The following is an 18,550-nucleotide window of genomic DNA, read 5'->3' on the forward strand; positions in this document are numbered from 1 at the left end:
ACAGCGCCCTTTTTTACGTCTGGTCAGTCAGGGATCATTCCGGCCTTACTTGGCGATGAAGCCGCCTTTAGCCTTGGGCGCCGCGCCCACTTTCTCCAGACTTTCCACATCAAGCTCGGTCTTGTTCCAGCTGTGGTCCACCTCGCCACGGATGCGGATCAGGTCGTCCGGCCCTACCTCGGTGCCACGCCATACCTTCTCGTCTACCTCGACCTCTACTTCGCCGCTCTCGTCGCGGAACAGGTAGTTTTCACCGCCGAGGTGCTTGACCAGCTTGCCCTCCAGCGTGGCCCAGCTGTCATCGGCCAGATCCTTGAGTTGCGCCACGGAGACCTTGTTCTGCTCCATCGGGCCCGTGTAGGCCGCCATGGCGAAAGAGGATACGGACATCAGGGTCAACATTCCGATAATGGCTGCGCTTGCTTTGTTCATTTCATGCTCCTGTCGTTGGGATGGGGGCATTGTGCGGAGGGGGGCGTGAAACAAGCGTGAAAGCATCCGTTTTATTTGCGAGAAGGGGAAAAAGCACGCGCTGTTTCCGACTGTGGCAGCAGCCGAAATGGGGTGAAAATGGAATAAGAGATCGTCTGTTTTGTGAGCGCAATCGATTCTATTGCGCGAAAGAGTAGGTGAAGGTTTAGCCAGCTCGTTAATCTGTCGCCCTGATCAGGCGTCAGTGGAGATCTGCTTCTTCCCAAAGAGATCTCCGTTCGAGGAAAGCGAGCAAGGTTAACCCTTGCCGAACAATGAGAATAACAATATGAAAAAGTGGCTTGTTTGTTTATTGGGGTTGATGGCATTGACCGTTCAGGCGGTCGAGCGTCCTGCCTTTTCCCGTATCGTGATGTTTGGCGACAGCCTCTCCGATACCGGCAAAATGTACCAGAAGATGAAAGGGTATCTCCCCTCCAGTCCCCCCTATTTCAAGGGGCGTTTCAGTAATGGGCCAGTCTGGCTGGAAGTGTTGCAACAAGAGCATTTTCCGGGGCTTAAGCTGGCCAACGAGGCTGAAGGCGGTGCCACTGCGGTGGCTTATAACCACCTTGGCCCCCTGAATGGCTGGCTTGGCTTCTGGTCCTGGGATCCCAAGTATCAGGTGATCAATAACCTGGAGTACGAGATCAAACAGTTCCTGAAAAAAGACAAGTTCCGCCCCGATGATCTGGTGGTGATTTGGGTGGGAGCCAACGATTATCTGGCCTATGGCTGGAACAAGGAGAAGGATGCAGATCGGGTGGTAGCCACCATTCAGGCGGCAGCGAATAATCTGGTTTTAAATGGCGCCAAACAGATACTGCTGTTCAACATTCCGGATCTGGGGCAGACCCCGTCGGCTCACAGCATGAAGGTGGTCGACAAGGTGCGCCATGTAGCCAAATACCATAACCAGCGGTTGCAGGCGCTCACCAACGAGCTTGCCCCTCTTGGCATCGTGAAGCTGTTCGAAGTCGACAAGCAGTTTGACGAGATGGTGCGCGACCCGCAGCAGTTCGGGCTCAGTGATATCGAACATGCCTGCTACGGCGGTGGCTATGTCTGGAAGCCCTTTGCCAAGATGCCGAAAGCGGCGGCGCTGACGCTGCCGGAGCAGCTTGCCATTGCGAGCAACCCGATCCTGGCGCAGGCAGTGGTCAGCCCCGAGTTGATGCGGGCGGCCATGACAGCCAATTGCGAGGGCAACATGTTCTGGGATCAGGTACACCCGACTCGTACCGTGCATAAAGTTCTGGGTCAGCGTGTGGCCGATTTTATCGAGAAGAACTACGAGTTCATCCGTCAGTAACAACCATTCCGGGCCGGCGACAGGCTGGCCCGTTTCCCCGCAGAATGATGCATTCATCCCTTTCCTGGTCAAATAACAGACATTTGTTGCTGTTTTTGTGGTGTCATTGAGTTAAAGTGTTATTTGTTAATTGATATCAGGTACTTGAAAATAGGCTAACGTTGATATGCTGCGATCGTGTTTGTGCGATTGCGCCTATAAGACGAGGTGATATCAATCAACCTCCTCCTACATAAAGTTGCAGAGGCTAAGACATGAAAAAATCATTGATTACCTTACTGGTTACCGGTTTGCTCGCTGCCAACGCACAGGCGGCCGGTCAGGACAACACCTGGTATGGCGGTGCCAAACTGGGCTGGTCCAACTTCTATGGCATTGATGAAAGCAACGCTTTTACTCTTGGCAATGAGACCAATGATTCCCTGGGGGCCGGTGTGTTTGGCGGCTATCAGGTTAACAAGAATCTGGGTGTTGAGCTGGGTTATGACTATCTGGGCAAGTACAAGTTTGATGCCGTAGAGAAATCAACCAGCACAGCATTTAACGACTCCGTGAAGGCACAACTGGCGCAACTGACCCTGAAGTTGGGCTTCCCGGTGACCGAGAGCCTGGACCTCTACGGTCGTGTGGGTGGTGGCTATGGCTGGGCTGACAACAGTGGTGAGGGAAGCGACAGCCGCTTTGTTGTCGTAGGTGCGCTGGGCGCTGAATATGCCTTCAACCGCGACTGGGCTGCTCGCCTCGAATATCAATACTCCACTCCATATGGCAGCCGTGACGACACCGGCCTGCGTATGGACAACGGCCTGCTCTCGCTGGGCGCTGTCTATCGCTTCGGTCAGGTTGCTCCTGTGGTTGCCGCACCGGCTCCTGCGCCGGCACCCGCTCCCGAGCCTGTTATTGTCGAGAAGCAGTTCACCCTGAGCTCCGACGTGCTGTTTGACTTCAACAAGGCAACGCTGAAGCCGAAAGCCAGCGAGGCGCTGGACAACCTCTACAGCCAGATTGAGTCTGCGCGTCCGAAGGATGGCGTCGCCACCGTGATCGGTTACACCGACCGCATTGGCTCTGACTCCTACAACCAGAAGCTCTCCGAGCAGCGTGCCCAGACCGTTGCCAACTATCTGGTTGGTAAAGGGATCCCGGCCAGCAAGGTCAATGTGGAAGGGCGTGGCAAGGCTTCCCCGGTTACCGGCGACAGCTGCGTCAGCAAGTCCAAGCGCGAGCTGATCGTCTGCCTGGCTCCGGATCGCCGTGTCGAAGTGAAAGTGGAAGGGGTCACAGAGGCCCAGCAGTAATCGTCTGACCGATGCCGCCGTGGTTTAACCCTGGCGGCATTGGTAAGAGATGAAGAAAAGCCAGTCAGTGACCTGACTGGCTTTTCTATTGGGGAAGATCCGGCAATTCGACGGCTCTCAGGAGGGGAGTGGCATGACCCGGTTACGGCCAAGCTCTTTGGCCTTGTAGAGCAGTTTGTCGGTTCGTTCGACCAGACTGTCGGCACTCTCCTGACCGTTGAACTCGCCCACGCCGAACGAGGCGGTGATGTGATCGATGCGCCGGCCCGATTTGCGATCCAGAATCGACATCCGCTCGATGGCGCGGCGCATGCTCTCTGCCATCTGCCTGGTCAGTGCCAGATTGCGATGGGGCACCAGCATGGCGAACTCTTCGCCACCCAGCCGATAGGCGGTCACTCCCTCCTTGCAGGCATCGCGCAGCCGTTTGCTGAAAGCGCGCAGCACCTGATCGCCAAGCAGGTGACCATATTCGTCGTTGAAGTTCTTGAAGCGGTCGATGTCGGCAAGGATCAGCGAGAAGGGCTGCTGGCTGCGGATCAGGCTCTCCAGTTCAAGGTCAAAGGCGCGCCGGTTGAGCAGGCTGGTGAGGGCATCCTCGTTGGCCAGTTTGCGGGTCTCGTTGAGCGCTGCCCGCAGCTCCTTGATCTCTTTCTCGGCATTGCTGAGCTGGTTGCGAAAGTGCATGGTCGACATGCGTACATCCCGCGACTCGCGCACCAGATCGCGCAGGATCCCCATGGTGTCTTCCAGACTGAAACCCTCGTCGTCGATACGGCTCAGCTTGTCGAAGCTCTTGTCGAGCATCTCCTGAAACATGCCGGTATCCGAGATGGCGTCCTGCATGGAGTGGCCCAGCTCGTTGGCCATGGCGGCGAGGTTGAGCTTCATTGCCTCCATCTGCTTCTCGTCCTGAGCCGCCAGATATTGGTGATAGAGGCGCTCACAGGTGGTGAGAGAGCAGGTGCCCTGCAGCTTGACCGCCTGATCGATCGCCTGATTGAGCTCGGGCATGCTGGCCGCAACGTAGTTGTACCAGAGGTGATAGTTATCCGGCGTCGTGGGGATCTGGTACTTGATCATCAGGGGAACTGCCTGCTTGAGATAGGCGGCAGATTGGGCAAATGTGTCCTTACTCATGAGTTCTGTGTCTCATCATGCCAGCGAACTGAAGATAGTATGACAGAGAGATTGGCCAAAAGGCAGCCGATGGATGCCATTCGCCCCCCCCTCCGATATAATGGCACCGTTACCACCTACCCTAAGGCCTGCTTATGTCTCAAAAAGATCCTTTCCTCGAACGCGAGGCCGAAAAATACGAGAATCCCATCGCCAGTCGCGAGATGATCCTCGACCTCATCAAGGGCCACGAAAAACCCATGTCACGGGAAGAGCTGGCCAAGGTTCTCAAGCTGACCGATGAAGAGCCACTGGAAGCCCTGCGTCGCCGTCTGCGTGCCATGGAGCGCGATGGACAGCTGGTCTTCACGCGCAACCAGTGTTATGCCCTGCCGGATCGTCTGAATCTGGTGAAAGGCTACGTACTCGGCCACAAGGATGGCTTCGGTTTCCTGCGTCCCGAGGGTGGTGGCCCGGATCTGTTCCTCAACAACCGCGAAATGCAGCGTCTGATGCACGGCGACTATGCGCTGGTGCAGCCGACCGAAATCGACCGCAAGGGGCGCCAGGAGGCGCGTCTGGTGCGTCTGCTCAAATCCCGCGAGGCGGATATCGTCGGTCGTTACTTCGTCGAGAACGGCGTCGGTTTCGTCGTGCCGGATGACAGCCGCATCGGCCAGGACATCATCATCCCGGAAGGGGAGAACAAGGGGGCTCGCCAGAGCCAGGTCGTGGTCGTGCGCATCAACCAGCGCGCCACTGCCCGCTTCAACGCGGTCGGTACCGTGCTGGAGGTGCTGGGTGAAAACATGGCGCCCGGCATGGAGATCGAAATCGCCCTGCGTACCCACGGCATTCCGCACACCTGGCCGGAAGAGGTGACCAAAGAGGTCGCCGGTCTCGGCGAGCAGGTGCCGGAGAAGGCCAAAGAGGGCCGTATCGACCTGCGTGCCCTGCCGCTGGTCACCATCGACGGGGAAGATGCCCGCGACTTCGATGACGCCGTATTCTGTGAAGCCAAGCGTGGTGGCGGCTGGCGCCTGTGGGTTGCCATTGCCGACGTTTCTGCGTACGTGAAGCCGGGCACGGCCCTCGACACCGAAGCCTATCAGCGCGGCAACTCGGTCTACTTCCCCGAGTTCGTGGTGCCCATGCTGCCGGAGGTGCTCTCCAACGGTCTCTGTTCCCTGAACCCGCAGGTTGACCGCCTCTGCATGGTGTGCGAGATGACCATCTCCGCCTCTGGCCGCATGTCCGGCTACAAGTTTTACGAAGCGGTAATGAACTCCCACGCCCGTCTCACCTACACCAAGGTGGCGGCGATCCTCGACGGGGATCCCAAGCTGCGTCAGCAGTATGACCCGCTGGTGGGCCATATCGAGGAGCTCAACAACCTCTACAAAGCGCTCAAACAGGCTCGTCATCAGCGCGGCGCGGTGGAGTTCGAGAGCGAGGAGACCCGCTTCATCTTCAACGCCCAGCGCAAGATCGACCGCATCGTGCCGCTGGTGCGCAACGACGCCCACAAGATCATCGAAGAGTGTATGATCCAGGCGAACGTGGCTGCCGCCCGTTATATCGAGAAGAACGAAGCTGCCGCCCTGTTCCGGGTGCACGATCGTCCGGGTGAGGAGCGTCTGACCGGTTTCCGTGACTTCCTCGCCGAACTGGGTCTGGAGCTCAAGGGCGGTCTCGAGCCCGAGCCGAAGGATTTCGCCGAGCTGGCTGCCAAGTTTGAAGGGCGCCCCGATGCGGAGCTGCTCTCCACCATGCTGCTGCGCTCCATGCGTCAGGCCATCTATCAGGCCGACAACATCGGTCACTTCGGTCTGGCCCTGAAGTCCTACGCGCACTTCACCTCGCCGATCCGTCGTTACCCCGACCTCATCCTGCACCGTGCGATCAAGTATCAGACCGCCAAGGAGCAGCAGGCCAACCTGCGCCACAAGTGGACGCCGAGCGGTGGTTATCACTACCAGCTGGAAGAAGTGGATCCGATGGGCGAGCACTGCTCCATGACCGAGCGCCGTGCCGACGATGCCACTCGCGACGTGGCCGACTGGCTCAAGTGCGAGTACATGCTGGATCACGTGGGTGACGAGTTTGACGGCGTCATCGCCAGCGTCACCGGCTTTGGCTTCTTCGTGCGTCTGGCCGAGATCCACATCGACGGTCTGGTGCACGTCAGCACCCTCACCAACGACTACTACCAGTTCGACCCGTTGCACCAGCAGCTGATCGGCGAGAACTTCCGCCGCCGCTACCGTCTGGGCGACAAGGTGCGGGTCAAGGTGATGGGCGTCAATCTGGACGATCGCAAGATCGACTTCGTGATGGTGGAAGAGCCCCTCAAGATCACCGGCAAGAACGCCAAGCAGGCGGTTCGCAAGATGGCCGAGATCAAGAAGGAGAAGGCCAAGAGCGCCGAGCGCCACGAAAAGCGCAAAGAGAAAGATGGCAAGGAGAGCGGCAAACCCGCCAAGGGTGGCCGTGCCAAACCCAGCAACAGACGACCGGGCAAAAAAGCTCGCGATAAGGCCAAGAGCACTAAATGAGTACTGAACTGATCTACGGCATTCACGCTGTATCCGCGCTGCTGGAGCGCACTCCCGAGCGCTTTATCGAGGTATGGGCGCTGAAAGGGCGGGATGACGACCGGCTACAACCCCTGCTGGCCGAGCTGGAGTCCCTCGGCTTGCGCGTGCAGAGCGTGAACCGCAAGACCCTTGATGACAAAGCGGAAGGCAACAATCACCAGGGCATCATGGCCCGGGTGAAAGAGGCGCCGAAGCTCGCCGAGCACGATCTGGCCAGCCTGCTGGACGAGCTGGCGGCACAACAGAGCCAGCCCTTCCTGCTGGTGCTGGATGGCGTGACTGACCCGCATAACCTCGGCGCCTGCCTGCGCAGCGCCGATGCCGCCGGGGTGCACGCGGTGATTGTGCCGCGCGACAAGGCCACCGGCCTGACCCCGATTGTGCGCAAGGTCGCCTGTGGCGCCGCCGAAGTGGTGCCGCTGATCCAGGTAACCAACCTGGCCCGCACCCTGCGCGAGCTGCAGGAGCGCGGCGTCTGGATCGTGGGCACCGCTGGCGAGGCCGATCACGACCTCTATCAGGCCAAACTGACCGGCCCGATGGCGCTGGTGATGGGGGCTGAAGGTAAAGGCATGCGCCGTCTGACCCGCGAGCACTGCGACGAGCTGGTGAGCATCCCGATGGCGGGGGCGGTATCCAGCCTCAACGTCTCGGTGGCAACCGGTGTCTGCCTGTTTGAAGCCGTGCGTCAGCGCCGCGCTTGATCATGCTGACTGACAGACCCCCCTTCGATTGGGCGCAGGTCGCAGATAAAGAGGAGGCCGCGCGCCTCCTCTCTTTTGCCCGCCCGCTGACCCTCAGCCCGAAAAGCTGCCTCTGGCACGCCGGCGATAGCCCGGATCAGCTGGTCAGGGTGGAGCAGGGGCTGCTGCGGGCCAAGCTGGTGCTGGAGGATGGCCGCGAGTACATCAAGGAGTTCTACTGGGAGGGGGACGAGTTTCTCGACTTCCACCACCTGCTCAGTGGCGAGCCGGCCCGCTACAGTGTGGAGGCGCTGGAGCCCTGCCGTCTGCAGCTGTTCAGTCTGGCCGACTTGCGCCAGCTGCCCGGCTGGCCGCGCTGGTACCAGCACCTGCTGGAGGTGCAGTTGCGCATCAAGGAGGAGAAGGAGCAGTTGCTGCTGACCGGCAGCCCACAGGCGCGCTATCAGCACTTTCTCGACAGTTTTCCCGCACTCGATGCCAGAGTGCCTGACCACCAGATTGCCGCCTATCTCGGCATTACTCCCATCAGCCTGAGCCGCATTCGCAAACGGCTGAAAGAACTTAACAAAGGTTAATGCAGGGCACTGGTGCCACGATTATGCTGGCAGGCCGAACTGATAAGGAGTTGCCGATGAACTGGATCCTGAAACCCTGGTCTGAACTGACCACTGACGAGTTGTATGAGTTGCTGGCGCTGCGGGCCGAGGTGTTCGTGGTGGAGCAGACCTGCCCCTTTCAGGATCTGGACGGGCTCGATCGCCGCGAAGGGGTCTGGCACCTGCTCGGCTATCAGGGCGATCTGCTGGCCGCCTATGCACGGATCATGGCGCCCGGTATCGGCGATGAGAGCGGCGCCGCCATCGGTCGGGTGGTGACTTCACCCAAGGCGCGCGGCGGTGGTCTCGGTCACCAGCTGATCGGCGAGGCGGTCAAGGCGTGCGAGGCGCGCTGGCCGACCCACAGCATCTGGCTGGGGGCGCAGGCCCATCTGCAGGGCTTCTACGGCCAGCACGGTTTTGTGGCCGAGGGGGAGGGATATGTCGAGGACGATATCCCCCATATCGGCATGCGCAAGACGGTGGCCTGACAGGCCGGCTGCATTCAGGCGTTGCGCCCTGAGATCGGGCTATGACTCCGCAGGGCGTCTGACGGGCAAATTGATGCCCTGATGATCGGATGAGGTTCACTATAAGTTTTGGTTAGGGCATTCAGCTAAAACCCATAAATTAAATTTATAGTGAGCCGTTCTGGCTGCAAATAGCCCTGCAACGGCGGTGGCGAGCCCTAAGTAACACGGCTCCGATTGGCCAGATGTACAGAATGCAGAAGGGCCATCCCGCGGGATGGCCCTTCTCTTTATCGCCAGGCGATCACTTCTTCTTTTTCTTCTTGGTCGCTTTCTTCTTGCCATCGACCGGCTTTTTCTTCTTCACCGGCACCCGCGCCTCTTTATGTTTGGGGCGCAGCTCGTCGATCACCCGGCGCTTGAGGCGCTCTTCGGTGTAGCGCTCGATCTTGGCGACCATCGCCATGTCGTGGGCTTCCACCAGGCTGATGGCGCAGCCACGGTTGCCGGCGCGGCCGGTACGGCCGATCCGGTGGACGTAAACATCGGCGCCGTAGGGCATGTCGTAGTTGATGACATGGCTGACGTTCGGCAGGTCGATACCGCGGGCGGCGACGTCGGTGGCGATCAGGAAGGGCACCTCACCTTCGTGGAACTTGCGGATCGATTCGATACGCTTGCTCTGCTCCATCTCGCCGCGGATCCAGGCGCAGGAGATGCCTGCCGCCTGCAGCTGGCCGGAGAGCTCCGCCAGACGCTCGCGGGTCTTGACGAAGATGATCGCCTTCTGGGTTTCCGGGTTTTTCAGGATGTGGGTCAGCAGCGCCAGCTTGTGGGCGGCGTCATCGGCCAGATGGATCCACTGGGTGATGGGGCGACGCTCGCTGCGCGGCGGCTCGGCGTGCAGCTCCACCGGATCTTTCAGAATTTCGCTGGCGAACTTCTCAAGGCCAGCCCCTTCCAGAGTGGCGGAGAAGAGCATGGTGTGCTTGCGGTAGCGCGCCTCTTCTACGATGCGGTTCACATCCTTGATGAAGCCCATGTCCAGCATGCGGTCCGCTTCATCCAGTACCAGCACCTCGATGTCGTGGCTCTCGAACTCCTCTTTCTCGATGTACTCGAGCAGGCGGCCCGGGGTGGCGACCACGATGTCGGTGGTTTTGGTCAGGGCAGGCAGCTGCTCTTCATGGCTGACGCCGCCGATGATGGTCTCGATGCTGAGGTTGGTGTGGGCCGCCAGCGCCTTGGCGTGGGCAGTCACCTGCAGCGCCAGCTCGCGGGTCGGGGTCAGGATCAGCATGCGGCAGGGGCCCGGCTTGCGGCGCGGGAAGTCCAGCAGATGCTGGAGCGCCGGCAGCAGGAAAGAGGCGGTCTTGCCGGTACCGGTCGGAGCGGATGCCAGAATATCGCGGCCGTCCAGGGCTGGCTCCAGTACCATCTGCTGGATGGTAGTGGGGCGGGTGAATCCCATCTCGGCCAAAGCCCGGTTGAGGGCAGGGTGCAGGTCGAAATCATCAAAGGACTGGCTCATGGCAATACTCGGTCATTAAGGAAACGGCAGATTATAGGCGATTATCTCGTCGGCTCCTATGGCGAGTGTGGCTTAGTCGCTATAATCGCCAACCATTTTTTCAGATGACGGGGGCCAGATGGGGCGTAGTCGCGGTTTTACCTTCAAACAGTTCCATATCAATCACGATCGCTGCGCCATGAAGGTGGGCACCGACGGCATCCTGCTCGGTGCCTGGGCCCCGGTCGAACAGGCGCGCCGGGTGCTCGATATCGGCTCCGGCAGCGGCCTCATCGCCCTGATGCTGGCCCAGCGCAGCAGATCTGACTGCCATATCGACGGGGTGGAGCTGGATAGTGATGCAGTGATCCAGGCCAGAGAGAACGTCGCCGTCTCCCCCTGGGCCGAACGTGTGGCCATCATCGAAAGCGCGGTGCAGGGGTATCAGGCCGCCCCTTACGATCTAATTGTCTCCAACCCCCCTTACTTCGTGGCAGGCCAGTCATTTAGCGATCCGGCGCGGGCGATGGCCCGCCATACCGGCGCCCTCGACAGCCATGCACTGCTAGCTGCTTGCGACCGACTGCTGGCCCCGAATGGGGAGGTGGCACTGGTGCTGCCGACGGCCATGGCTGATGAAATTTTATGCATCTCGGCGGATTATGATCTGCATGGCATTTGTTATACAGCTGTTATCACCAGAGAGGGTAAAGAGGCAAATCGTGTTTTATTGCGACTTGGTAGAGGATTAAACAGGTGTGAAAGGGGGGATATTGTGATCCATTCTGCTGATGGAGCCTATTCCGACAGATATATCCAACTGACCAGCCCCTTCTATTTGAAGATGTAAATTTCGTCTTGAACTATTTTTTCATGCCATTATGCTGGTTCCAGATCGAGCGCCCGCTCCAGACCAGCCAAAACCACTGGTCGCGATGAAAAATCAAGCGGGGCTCTTTTTTTTACCCATATGAACAAACTGGTCAATGACCGATAAAAACTATAACAAGCAATAATTTACAAGACAGACGAGGTTGAACTTGAAGAAATCACTCACGTTGTCCGACGTACTCGGATTGGGGTTCATGACCTTCGCCTTCTACCTGGGCGCCGGTAACATCATCTTCCCGCCGCTCGCTGGTTACATGGCTGGCGAACACCTCTCTCTGGCGATGCTGGGTTTTCTGGTTACCGCTGTGGGCCTGCCGCTCATCACCATCATTGCCGTCGCCAAGGCCGGTAACGGCTGGGCCGGCATGACCAAACTGCTGCCTGCGGGCGTGGCCACTGCGCTGGCGGTTGCCATCTACATCATCATCGGCCCGGCCTTTGCAGCTCCCCGTACCGGTCTGGTGGCCTACGAGATGGGTCTCAAGCCTTTTATCGGTGATATGGGGCAGGCAGGTCTGGCTGCCTACACAGTGCTCTTCTTCGGGGTGGCCGTGCTGGTCTCCATGAATCAGGGCAAGCTGATGGACGCCATCGGCAAATACCTGACTCCGGTGCTGATGCTGCTGCTGCTGACCCTGGCGATCGGGGTATTCGTGGCGCCGCAGGGCACCATGCCGGAATCTGCCGGTGACTATCAGAACAGCCCGTTTGTGAAAGGGATCCTGGAAGGCTACAACACCATGGATACCCTGGCTTCCCTGATGTTCGGTGCCCTGATCGTCGACCTGCTGCGCCAGAAAGGGATTAATGACTACCAGAGCCAGTTCAAGTATCTGGCCATCGCCGGCCTGATCTCTGCCATCGGCCTCTCCGTGGTCTACATCTCTCTGTTCGAGCTGGGCAACACTGCCGCTGGCGTGGCGACCGACATCAGCAATGGTGGCGCCATCGTTAACGCCTATGTGCTGAGCCTGTTTGGTCAGCCGGGTCAGTTCATTCTGGCTGCCATCATTACTCTGGCTTGTTTCACTACTGCCGTGGGTCTGATCTCCGCCTGCTCCGACTTCTTCCACAATCTGACCGGCATGGCTTACAAAAAGCTGGTCGTGCTGCTGGGCGTTATCTGCTCCGTGGTGGCCAACGTGGGTCTGAGCCAGCTCATCAGCCTCTCCATTCCGGTGCTGGTTGCCATCTACCCGGTTGCCGTGGCGCTGGTGCTGGTCACCTTCCTGAAGGGTTACTTCGGTCGCCCGCGTCTGGTGTTCCGTGCCGTGCTGGTGGTGGCCTTCCTGTTCGGCTGCCTGGATGGTCTGGGTGCTGCCGGCATGAAGATGGATGCGTTTGCCTTCCTGCCGCTGTTTGACAAGGGCCTTGCCTGGTTGATGCCGACCCTGCTGGCTTGCGTGGTAGGGATGGTGGTTCGCCCGGCCGAGAAGCTGGCCGCCGAAGCTGCCTGATAGCTTCCCTCTCTGACAAAAGAGCCTGCCTGGTGCAGGCTCTTTTGTTTGTTGATTCCTGCACTGCTGCTGAATGCTTTCCAGCTTCCTTTCTCTCTCCCGCGCTTCAGCTCCTTCCCCACCGTGGTCATTCAGCGATTAATTCTGGCCAAGCAAATTGTTTCAAGATATTAATGTGTGATTGAGATCAAATATCTCTTCTTTATGCTCAGGATGGCGCTCCTCATCCGATTGTCGGGGAGAGCGGGACGCGAGCATATGGTTGTCAGGTTATCTGCCAGGCAGTGGGTGTAATCAACAAGAACAAGCTGATAAGGCAGATGAGGTTGGGTTTGACGAAATCATTGAAGTTGTCCGACGTATTCGGATTGGGGTTTATGACGTTCGCCTTCTATCTGGGGGCAGGCAATATCATTTTTCCGCCGCTGGCCGGTTTTATGGCCGGTGAGCATCTGGTCGCCGCCATGTGCGGTTTTCTGCTGACGGCGGTGGGGCTGCCGCTGATCACCCTGATTGCGGTGGCCAAGGGTAGCTCCGGGCGTGGTGCCGGCGGCTGGACCGAGCTGACCCGCTACCTGCCGGCAGGCGTTGCCACTGCGCTGGCCATCGCCATCTACATCATCATGGGGCCTGCGTTTGCCATTCCCCGCACCGGTCTGGTTGCCTACGAGATGGGGCTCAAGCCCTGGCTCGGCGATGCCGGTCATGAGGGGCTGCTGCTCTATACCCTGAGCTTCTTTGCGCTGGTGATCCTGGTGGCGCTCGATCGCGGCAAGCTGCTCGATGCGGTCGGCAAGTACCTGACGCCGGCCCTGATGGTGATGCTGCTCATTCTGGCAGTCGGGGTCTTTGTGGCGCCACAGGGCACCATGCCTGATGCCAGCGGTGAGTACATAGAAGCAGCCCTGACCAAGGGGATGCTGGAGGGGTACAACACCATGGATACCCTGGCCTCCCTGATGTTCGGTGCCCTGATCATCGGCTTGCTGCGCCAGAAGGGGATTGAGGATTATCGCAGCCAGTTCAAATATCTGACCATCGCGGGGTTGATCTCGGCGGTCGGGCTGTCGGCTGTCTATATCTCGCTCTTTCATCTGGGCAACAGCGCTGAAGGGGTGGCGAGCGATATCAGCAATGGCGGCACCATCGTCAATGCCTATGTGCTGAGCCTGTTTGGCCAGCCGGGTCAGTTCATTCTGGCGGCCATTATCACGTTGGCCTGCTTTACCAGCGCGGTTGGCCTGCTCTGTGCCGGTGCCGACTACTTCCACGGTCTGACAGGTTGGGCCTATCGCAACTGGGTCATGCTGCTGGGGGCACTCTGTGCGCTGGTGGCCAATGTGGGGCTGAGCGAGTTGATTGGCCTCTCCATTCCGGTGCTGGTGGCCATCTATCCGGTCGCCATCGCGCTGGTGCTGGTGACCTTCCTCAAGGGCTATTTTGGTCGCCCCCGTCTGGCGTTCCGCTGCGTGCTGGCGGTGGCCTTCCTGTTTGGCTGTCTCGATGGGCTGGGAGCTGCCGGCATGAAGATGGATGGGTTTGTCTTCCTGCCGCTGTTTGATAAGGGGCTCGCCTGGCTGATGCCAACCCTGCTGGCTTGCGTGCTTGGCATGCTGGTGCGGCCGGTCGGCGATCTGGCTGCCGAGGCAGCGTAAACAGGTGACTCACTCGTTCGTATAACAAAAGAGGCCAGCAGATGCTGGCCTCTTTGTATTGGTCTTCGAGCAGACGAACTAGATGCGCGGGCCTTCCGGTTTGGGTTTGCCATCCAGACCATACCAGTGGGTCTGTACGCGCCCGGCATGCCATTCGAAGGTGCCCCACGGCGCTTTGGCTTGCCAGCGGGGGAAGTTGATGACTACCCGATTGTCTTCGTATTTGTAGAGAGAGGTGCTGATCTGGATATCAGAGAGGATCAGCAGCAACGCCCAGCAGATAAAGAACCACTTCAAGGCAGTCCACATTCTGACTACTCGAAGCAGATTTCGATGGTGGCACGACCAAAATCAGATTCGAAAGGCATCATGATCTTGGTGCCATCGGCGCGGTGAGTGATGGTGTGGTTGGGGCCGGAGACGATAACCGGAGTGGCCATGTCAAACTCGTAGCCCTTCTCGCCCAGCATCCGCTTGGCACCACCGGTCACCATATTGGTGATCTCGCCCACCATGTCGGTCACTTCTTCGTTGATGGTGGCAGGAGCTTCCCCCAGCATGCGGCGCATGATCTCCAGCGCTAGCCCTTTTTCAAAGCTGATGGAGAGGGAGCCACGGGTCTGCGGGCCGACCATGCCGATCAGGCCTGAGACATCGCCGCGAGCCAGCTCGTCCATCTTGCGTTTTGGTTTGCCCGGTTTGAGTTCCAGCTGTGCCATGGTGGAGAGCACATTGAGCAGAGAGAGCAGGAACGGATTTACAAAATCAGCCTTCATGATGACTTCCTACAGTGGGCGTACAGCGAGCACATTGGCCATGTGCCTCTATCGTCTTATTGGTAATAGTAAAACCATGCAGATGGGCCTGCTCGGAAAACGCGCTATCGATCGCCGTGTCGTGCAGCTCGACCACCTCGCCGCAGTCATCGCAGATGAGCAGCTGCATCGGGTGAGCGTGATCGAAGTGGCAGCAGAAGATAAATGCGTTCAGCGATTCCACCTTGTGGGCAAAGCCCTGTTCGAGCAGAAAATCGAGTGCCCGGTATACGGTTGGCGGTTTGGCGTTGGCTTCCGTTTGCTGCAGTTGAGCCAACAAATCATAGGCGCTGATGGCGTTGCCATGTGCCGCCAGCAGGCGAAATACCTGACGTCGGGTCGGGGTGAAGCGGATCCCTCGCTGTACACAGAGTCGCTCGGCTCGTTGTAAAAGTTGGTCTTGATTCATGATCGCGCAATTGCCCTTTCTATTAGCTGGATACTATCACAGGGCCTCGCATGGCGCGGCGACAAAATTCATTTTCTGGGGCTGCTTCACGTTGTGATAAAATCCGCCCCTTTCTTTAGCCAACCCGGATGATTTTTATGCAGGCGCAGCGTTTTTCCATCGCCCCCATGCTGGACTGGACCGATCGGCATTGCCGTTATTTTCATCGACTGATGAGCCGCCAGACCTTGCTCTATACCGAAATGGTGACCACTGGCGCCATCATCCACGGCAAGGGTGATTATCTGGGTTACAGCGAGCAGGAGCACCCCATCTCCCTGCAGCTGGGTGGCAGCAATCCGGCCGATCTGGCGCGCTGTGCCAAGCTGGCCGAGGAGCGTGGCTATGACGAGGTGAACATCAACGTCGGCTGCCCCTCCGATCGGGTGCAGAATGGCCGCTTTGGTGCCTGCCTGATGGGTGAACCGGCGCTGGTGGCTGACTGCGTCAAGGCGATGCGCGATGTGGTCGATATTCCGGTGACGGTGAAGACCCGCATCGGCATCGACGATCAGGACTCCTACGAATTTCTGCAGGCCTTTATCGAACAGGTGCGCGATGCCGGTTGTGACACCTTCATCGTCCATGCCCGCAAGGCTTGGCTGAGCGGCTTGAGCCCCAAGGAGAACCGCGAGATCCCGCCCCTCGATTACCCTCGGGTCTATCGGGTCAAGCAGGATTACCCGGATCTCACCATCGCCCTCAACGGCGGTGTCACCTCCATGGAGCAGACCCTTGAGCACCTGCAACACGTGGACGGTGTTATGATGGGGCGCGAAGCCTATCAGAACCCCTATATTCTGGCGCAGGTGGATAATCTGGTGTTCGGCCAGAATAACGCTGTGCCGAGCCGCCATGAAGTGGTGCGGATGATGCTGCCCTATATCGAGCAGGAGCTGGCCAAGGGCAACTACCTCTCCCACATGACCCGCCACATGCTGGGGTTGTTCCAGAACATGCAGGGGGCGCGCGCCTGGCGTCGTCACCTGAGCGAAAACGCCTGCAAGCCGGGGGCGGATATTCAGGTGGTGCTGGATGCCATGGCCAAGGTGCCGGAGTTTGCCGCCAGCGAGCAGGGCGAATAACTTTCCTGTCAGGCAAAGCGGAAAAAGCGCGTCTTGTGACGCGCTTTTTTTATTTCGATCGGCTGTGGGCAGAGGCTTAGCTGGCGGGGTGAAAGTTGTGGATCTCCCCCTCGCGCGGGGTGAAGCGGGGATCGCTGTCGCGATGCGCCTCTATTTGCAGCATGGTCTGGCAGAAACTGCCTGCTTTGTCGTACTCCTGCCGGGCAAGGTCGATAGCCCGCTCGGCCCGTCGCCGCGTCATCTTGTCCGCCTTGCGATCGCTGAACTGCTGTTGCTGATGCAGCATCCAGTCGACAAATGCTTGCTGGCAGTGAGATTCACTCTCGGCCAAGGCTGGCAATGTCCAGAGCAGGGAGAGCAGTAACAGGTAACGCATGATAAATGGCGATCGACAACGGCTGATGGAATCGGAAAACGGGCATTCTATGCGGCGATATCGGGTGTGAACAGTATCAATAAGAGGGCCGCCCGCAGGCGGCCCTCTTGTGCTTCAGCGCGCTATATCCGCTCAGTGTTTGACGATATAGAGCTGGCGGCTGTAGGCCACATCTTCCGGGTTGTTGATGGGGTATCCCTTGAGCCAGGGCTTGATGAGCCGGGCATTGGTGTACTGATAGATGGGGGCGATGGGCGCCTGCTGCTCGAGGATGCTCTCCGCCTGATCGAACAGCCGGCTGCGGGCGCCGCTGTCGCGGGTTTGCGCCGCCTTGTCCAGCAATTGGTCATAGCTTGCATCGGCAAAGCCGGTCATGTTGCCGCTGTGGTGAGAGCCCCACAGGCCGAGGAAGGCGGACGGGTCGTTGTAGTCGGCCACCCAGGAAGAGCGGATCACCTCGAACTGGCCGCTCTGGCGGCTGTCGAGATAGGTTTTCCACTCCTGATTGGTCAGCTCTACCTGGGCGCCCAGCTTCTGTTTCCACATGTTGGCGATGGCGAGCGCCAGTTTCTTGTGTACTTCGGCGGTGTTGTAGAGCAGCGAGAGCTTGAGCGGTTTGTCCGGGCCGTAGCCAGCCTCCTTGAGCAGCGCCTGTGCCTTGCTGTCCAGCTCCTGTTGGCTGCTGCTCGAGAGCAGGTTGGCCTTGGGCTCGAAGCTGGCGGTGACATCCGGGGTGAAGTGGTAGGCCGGTTTCTCGCCGGTGCCGAGCACCTTGTCGGCAATCAGGGCGCGATCGATGGTGTAGGAGAGCGCCTTGCGCACCCGCATGTCGTTCAACGGCGGCTGACGGGTATTGAAGGCATAGTAGTAGGTACCAAGCTGCATCGGGGTGTAGACCTCACCCGGGATCTCTTTCATCAGCTTGTCGTACTGCTCCTTGGGGAAGGATTCGGTGATCTGCAGGTCCCCCGCCAGATAGCGGTTGGTGGCGGTGGTCTCCTGATTGATCGGCATGAAGATGACCCTGGTCAGCACAGTGTGGGCCTTATCCCAGTAGTGGGGATTGGGCACCAGCTCCAGCTTCTCGTTGACCACCCGGCTGCTCAGCACGAAGGCGCCGTTGCCGACCAGCTTGCCGGGCTGGGTCCACTTGTTGCCAAACTTCTCGATGCTGGCCTGATGCAGTGGCGACAGGCTGGGGTGGGTGAGCAGGCTCAGGAAATAGGGAACCGGTTGGGAGAGGCTGATCTGCAGGGTGTGGTCATCGATCGCCTTGACACCCAGCTCGCTGGCAGGCAATTTGCCAGCCATGATCTCGTCCACCTTGTCGAAGCGGGCAAGTTGGGCAAACCAGGCGAAAGTGGCCGCCTCTTTCGGGTCGACCAGCTTGCGCCAGCTATAGACGAAGTCGCCAGCCTTGACCGGATCGCCGTTGGACCAGCGGGCATCCGGGCGCAGGTGGAAGGTGAAGAACTGGTTGTCCTTGTTCTCCCAGCGCAGGGCAACGGCGGGGACGGGTTTGCCATCCGCCCCCTGGGTCAGCAGCCCCTCGAGCAGATCCCGCAGCACCTGCAATTCGGGCAAGCCGACCAGCTTGAGCGGACTGAGACTGGCAGGTTCATCTTTCAGGTGGCGAACCACCACCTGTGTGGCGGCCAGTTCGGTTCCGGCGGGAATATCGGCAGCCTGGACTGCGGCACAGCCCAAGAGGGCCAGCAAGGGGCTCCATCCTTTCATGGGTCGGAT

The 18,550-nt window shown here is 59.2% G+C and carries 18 protein-coding genes; 10 read left to right on the plus strand and 8 right to left on the minus strand.

Annotation, left to right across the window (positions count from 1 at the left end):
* Positions 1 to 45 precede the first annotated feature (45 nt).
* Positions 46 to 432 carry a YgiW/YdeI family stress tolerance OB fold protein gene (locus NOM67_RS12305; RefSeq protein WP_033115065.1) on the minus strand — a complete coding sequence of 129 codons (387 nt, stop codon included), beginning with the start codon at positions 430 to 432 and terminating at the stop codon, positions 46 to 48.
* A 328-nt stretch (positions 433 to 760) separates the two neighbouring features.
* Here NOM67_RS12305 and NOM67_RS12310 point away from each other — a divergent pair, with 328 nt between their 5' ends.
* Positions 761 to 1,783: an SGNH/GDSL hydrolase family protein gene (locus NOM67_RS12310; RefSeq protein ID WP_041209220.1), complete on the plus strand. Its 1,023-nt coding sequence runs from the start codon at positions 761 to 763 to the stop codon at positions 1,781 to 1,783.
* A 254-nt stretch (positions 1,784 to 2,037) separates the two neighbouring features.
* Positions 2,038 to 3,081: a porin OmpA gene (gene ompA, locus NOM67_RS12315; protein WP_255937454.1), complete on the plus strand. Its 1,044-nt coding sequence runs from the start codon at positions 2,038 to 2,040 to the stop codon at positions 3,079 to 3,081.
* A gap of 117 nt (positions 3,082 to 3,198) precedes the next feature.
* On the opposite strand, the gene NOM67_RS12320 is transcribed toward ompA, so the two are convergent.
* On the minus strand, positions 3,199 to 4,221 hold the full coding sequence (locus NOM67_RS12320; RefSeq protein WP_185430665.1) for a GGDEF domain-containing protein: 1,023 nt from the start codon (positions 4,219 to 4,221) through the stop codon (positions 3,199 to 3,201).
* A 134-nt stretch (positions 4,222 to 4,355) separates the two neighbouring features.
* Between NOM67_RS12320 and rnr the strand changes: the two genes are divergently transcribed.
* From rnr to NOM67_RS12340, 4 genes are read left to right on the plus strand one after another with little or no spacing between them, the layout of a single operon-like run.
* Positions 4,356 to 6,755: a ribonuclease R gene (gene rnr, locus NOM67_RS12325; protein WP_041209218.1), complete on the plus strand. Its 2,400-nt coding sequence runs from the start codon at positions 4,356 to 4,358 to the stop codon at positions 6,753 to 6,755.
* Positions 6,752 to 7,501 carry a 23S rRNA (guanosine(2251)-2'-O)-methyltransferase RlmB gene (gene rlmB / locus NOM67_RS12330; protein WP_201912554.1) on the plus strand — a complete coding sequence of 250 codons (750 nt, stop codon included), beginning with the start codon at positions 6,752 to 6,754 and terminating at the stop codon, positions 7,499 to 7,501. The genes rnr and rlmB overlap by 4 nt, the downstream gene beginning before the upstream one ends.
* Before the next feature lie 2 nt (positions 7,502 to 7,503).
* A complete protein-coding gene (locus NOM67_RS12335) occupies positions 7,504 to 8,076 on the plus strand; it encodes a Crp/Fnr family transcriptional regulator (protein WP_255937460.1) in 573 nt (190 codons plus the stop codon).
* Between the two features lie 56 nt (positions 8,077 to 8,132).
* Positions 8,133 to 8,588 (plus strand): GNAT family N-acetyltransferase, encoded by a 456-nt coding sequence (locus tag NOM67_RS12340; protein WP_043849689.1) that lies wholly within the window; start codon positions 8,133 to 8,135, stop codon positions 8,586 to 8,588.
* Between the two features lie 283 nt (positions 8,589 to 8,871).
* On the opposite strand, the gene srmB is transcribed toward NOM67_RS12340, so the two are convergent.
* Positions 8,872 to 10,098 carry an ATP-dependent RNA helicase SrmB gene (gene srmB, locus NOM67_RS12345; RefSeq protein WP_041209215.1) on the minus strand — a complete coding sequence of 409 codons (1,227 nt, stop codon included), beginning with the start codon at positions 10,096 to 10,098 and terminating at the stop codon, positions 8,872 to 8,874.
* Between the two features lie 118 nt (positions 10,099 to 10,216).
* Here srmB and NOM67_RS12350 point away from each other — a divergent pair, with 118 nt between their 5' ends.
* From NOM67_RS12350 to brnQ (NOM67_RS12360), 3 genes are all read left to right on the plus strand, one after another.
* Positions 10,217 to 10,927 carry a tRNA1(Val) (adenine(37)-N6)-methyltransferase gene (locus NOM67_RS12350; RefSeq protein WP_255937464.1) on the plus strand — a complete coding sequence of 237 codons (711 nt, stop codon included), beginning with the start codon at positions 10,217 to 10,219 and terminating at the stop codon, positions 10,925 to 10,927.
* A gap of 190 nt (positions 10,928 to 11,117) precedes the next feature.
* Positions 11,118 to 12,425 (plus strand): branched-chain amino acid transport system II carrier protein, encoded by a 1,308-nt coding sequence (gene brnQ / locus NOM67_RS12355; protein WP_255937466.1) that lies wholly within the window; start codon positions 11,118 to 11,120, stop codon positions 12,423 to 12,425.
* 377 nt (positions 12,426 to 12,802) lie between these two features.
* On the plus strand, positions 12,803 to 14,080 hold the full coding sequence (brnQ, locus tag NOM67_RS12360) for a branched-chain amino acid transport system II carrier protein (RefSeq protein ID WP_255937727.1): 1,278 nt from the start codon (positions 12,803 to 12,805) through the stop codon (positions 14,078 to 14,080).
* A gap of 78 nt (positions 14,081 to 14,158) precedes the next feature.
* Here the strand turns inward: brnQ (NOM67_RS12360) and NOM67_RS12365 are convergent, their stop codons facing one another.
* From NOM67_RS12365 to zur, 3 genes are read right to left on the minus strand one after another with little or no spacing between them, the layout of a single operon-like run.
* A complete protein-coding gene (locus tag NOM67_RS12365; RefSeq protein ID WP_041209212.1) occupies positions 14,159 to 14,389 on the minus strand; it encodes a hypothetical protein in 231 nt (76 codons plus the stop codon).
* Between the two features lie 5 nt (positions 14,390 to 14,394).
* The gene (locus NOM67_RS12370; RefSeq protein ID WP_033115052.1) at positions 14,395 to 14,856 is read right to left on the minus strand and encodes a chemotaxis protein CheX; all 462 of its coding nucleotides are present in this window, start codon (positions 14,854 to 14,856) and stop codon (positions 14,395 to 14,397) included.
* On the minus strand, positions 14,846 to 15,304 hold the full coding sequence (zur, locus tag NOM67_RS12375) for a zinc uptake transcriptional repressor Zur (protein WP_041209211.1): 459 nt from the start codon (positions 15,302 to 15,304) through the stop codon (positions 14,846 to 14,848). Before zur ends, NOM67_RS12370 begins: the two co-directional genes overlap by 11 nt.
* Positions 15,305 to 15,441: 137 nt before the next feature.
* Between zur and dusA the strand changes: the two genes are divergently transcribed.
* Positions 15,442 to 16,428, plus strand: a complete 987-nt coding sequence (gene dusA / locus NOM67_RS12380; RefSeq protein WP_043849695.1) for a tRNA dihydrouridine(20/20a) synthase DusA — start codon at positions 15,442 to 15,444, stop codon at positions 16,426 to 16,428.
* A gap of 76 nt (positions 16,429 to 16,504) precedes the next feature.
* Here the strand turns inward: dusA and NOM67_RS12385 are convergent, their stop codons facing one another.
* Together NOM67_RS12385 and NOM67_RS12390 are read right to left on the minus strand one after the other, a co-directional pair.
* Positions 16,505 to 16,804, minus strand: a complete 300-nt coding sequence (locus NOM67_RS12385) for a hypothetical protein (protein WP_041209209.1) — start codon at positions 16,802 to 16,804, stop codon at positions 16,505 to 16,507.
* 132 nt (positions 16,805 to 16,936) lie between these two features.
* Complete coding sequence (locus tag NOM67_RS12390) at positions 16,937 to 18,541, minus strand: ABC transporter substrate-binding protein (RefSeq protein ID WP_255937469.1); 1,605 nt, start codon at positions 18,539 to 18,541, stop codon at positions 16,937 to 16,939.
* Between the last annotated feature and the right edge of the window lie 9 nt (positions 18,542 to 18,550).

Origin of the sequence: Aeromonas sp. SG16, assembly GCF_024436135.1 — a bacterium.
GTDB classification, from domain to species: Bacteria; Pseudomonadota; Gammaproteobacteria; order Enterobacterales; family Aeromonadaceae; genus Aeromonas; species Aeromonas jandaei.

Excerpts from the sequence above, each read along its gene's own strand:
- NOM67_RS12305 (WP_033115065.1), bottom strand. The coding sequence starts at position 432 with ATGAACAAAGCAAGCGCAGCCATTATCGGAATGTTGACCCTGATGTCC.
- NOM67_RS12310 (WP_041209220.1), top strand. The coding sequence starts at position 761 with ATGAAAAAGTGGCTTGTTTGTTTATTGGGGTTGATGGCATTGACCGTT.
- ompA (WP_255937454.1), top strand. The coding sequence starts at position 2,038 with ATGAAAAAATCATTGATTACCTTACTGGTTACCGGTTTGCTCGCTGCC.
- NOM67_RS12320 (WP_185430665.1), bottom strand. The coding sequence starts at position 4,221 with ATGAGTAAGGACACATTTGCCCAATCTGCCGCCTATCTCAAGCAGGCA.
- rnr (WP_041209218.1), top strand. The coding sequence starts at position 4,356 with ATGTCTCAAAAAGATCCTTTCCTCGAACGCGAGGCCGAAAAATACGAG.
- rlmB (WP_201912554.1), top strand. The coding sequence starts at position 6,752 with ATGAGTACTGAACTGATCTACGGCATTCACGCTGTATCCGCGCTGCTG.
- NOM67_RS12335 (WP_255937460.1), top strand. The coding sequence starts at position 7,504 with ATGCTGACTGACAGACCCCCCTTCGATTGGGCGCAGGTCGCAGATAAA.
- NOM67_RS12340 (WP_043849689.1), top strand. The coding sequence starts at position 8,133 with ATGAACTGGATCCTGAAACCCTGGTCTGAACTGACCACTGACGAGTTG.
- srmB (WP_041209215.1), bottom strand. The coding sequence starts at position 10,098 with ATGAGCCAGTCCTTTGATGATTTCGACCTGCACCCTGCCCTCAACCGG.
- NOM67_RS12350 (WP_255937464.1), top strand. The coding sequence starts at position 10,217 with ATGGGGCGTAGTCGCGGTTTTACCTTCAAACAGTTCCATATCAATCAC.
- brnQ (WP_255937727.1), top strand. The coding sequence starts at position 12,803 with ATGACGTTCGCCTTCTATCTGGGGGCAGGCAATATCATTTTTCCGCCG.
- NOM67_RS12365 (WP_041209212.1), bottom strand. The coding sequence starts at position 14,389 with ATGTGGACTGCCTTGAAGTGGTTCTTTATCTGCTGGGCGTTGCTGCTG.
- NOM67_RS12370 (WP_033115052.1), bottom strand. The coding sequence starts at position 14,856 with ATGAAGGCTGATTTTGTAAATCCGTTCCTGCTCTCTCTGCTCAATGTG.
- zur (WP_041209211.1), bottom strand. The coding sequence starts at position 15,304 with ATGAATCAAGACCAACTTTTACAACGAGCCGAGCGACTCTGTGTACAG.
- dusA (WP_043849695.1), top strand. The coding sequence starts at position 15,442 with ATGCAGGCGCAGCGTTTTTCCATCGCCCCCATGCTGGACTGGACCGAT.
- NOM67_RS12385 (WP_041209209.1), bottom strand. The coding sequence starts at position 16,804 with ATGCGTTACCTGTTACTGCTCTCCCTGCTCTGGACATTGCCAGCCTTG.
- NOM67_RS12390 (WP_255937469.1), bottom strand. The coding sequence starts at position 18,541 with ATGAAAGGATGGAGCCCCTTGCTGGCCCTCTTGGGCTGTGCCGCAGTC.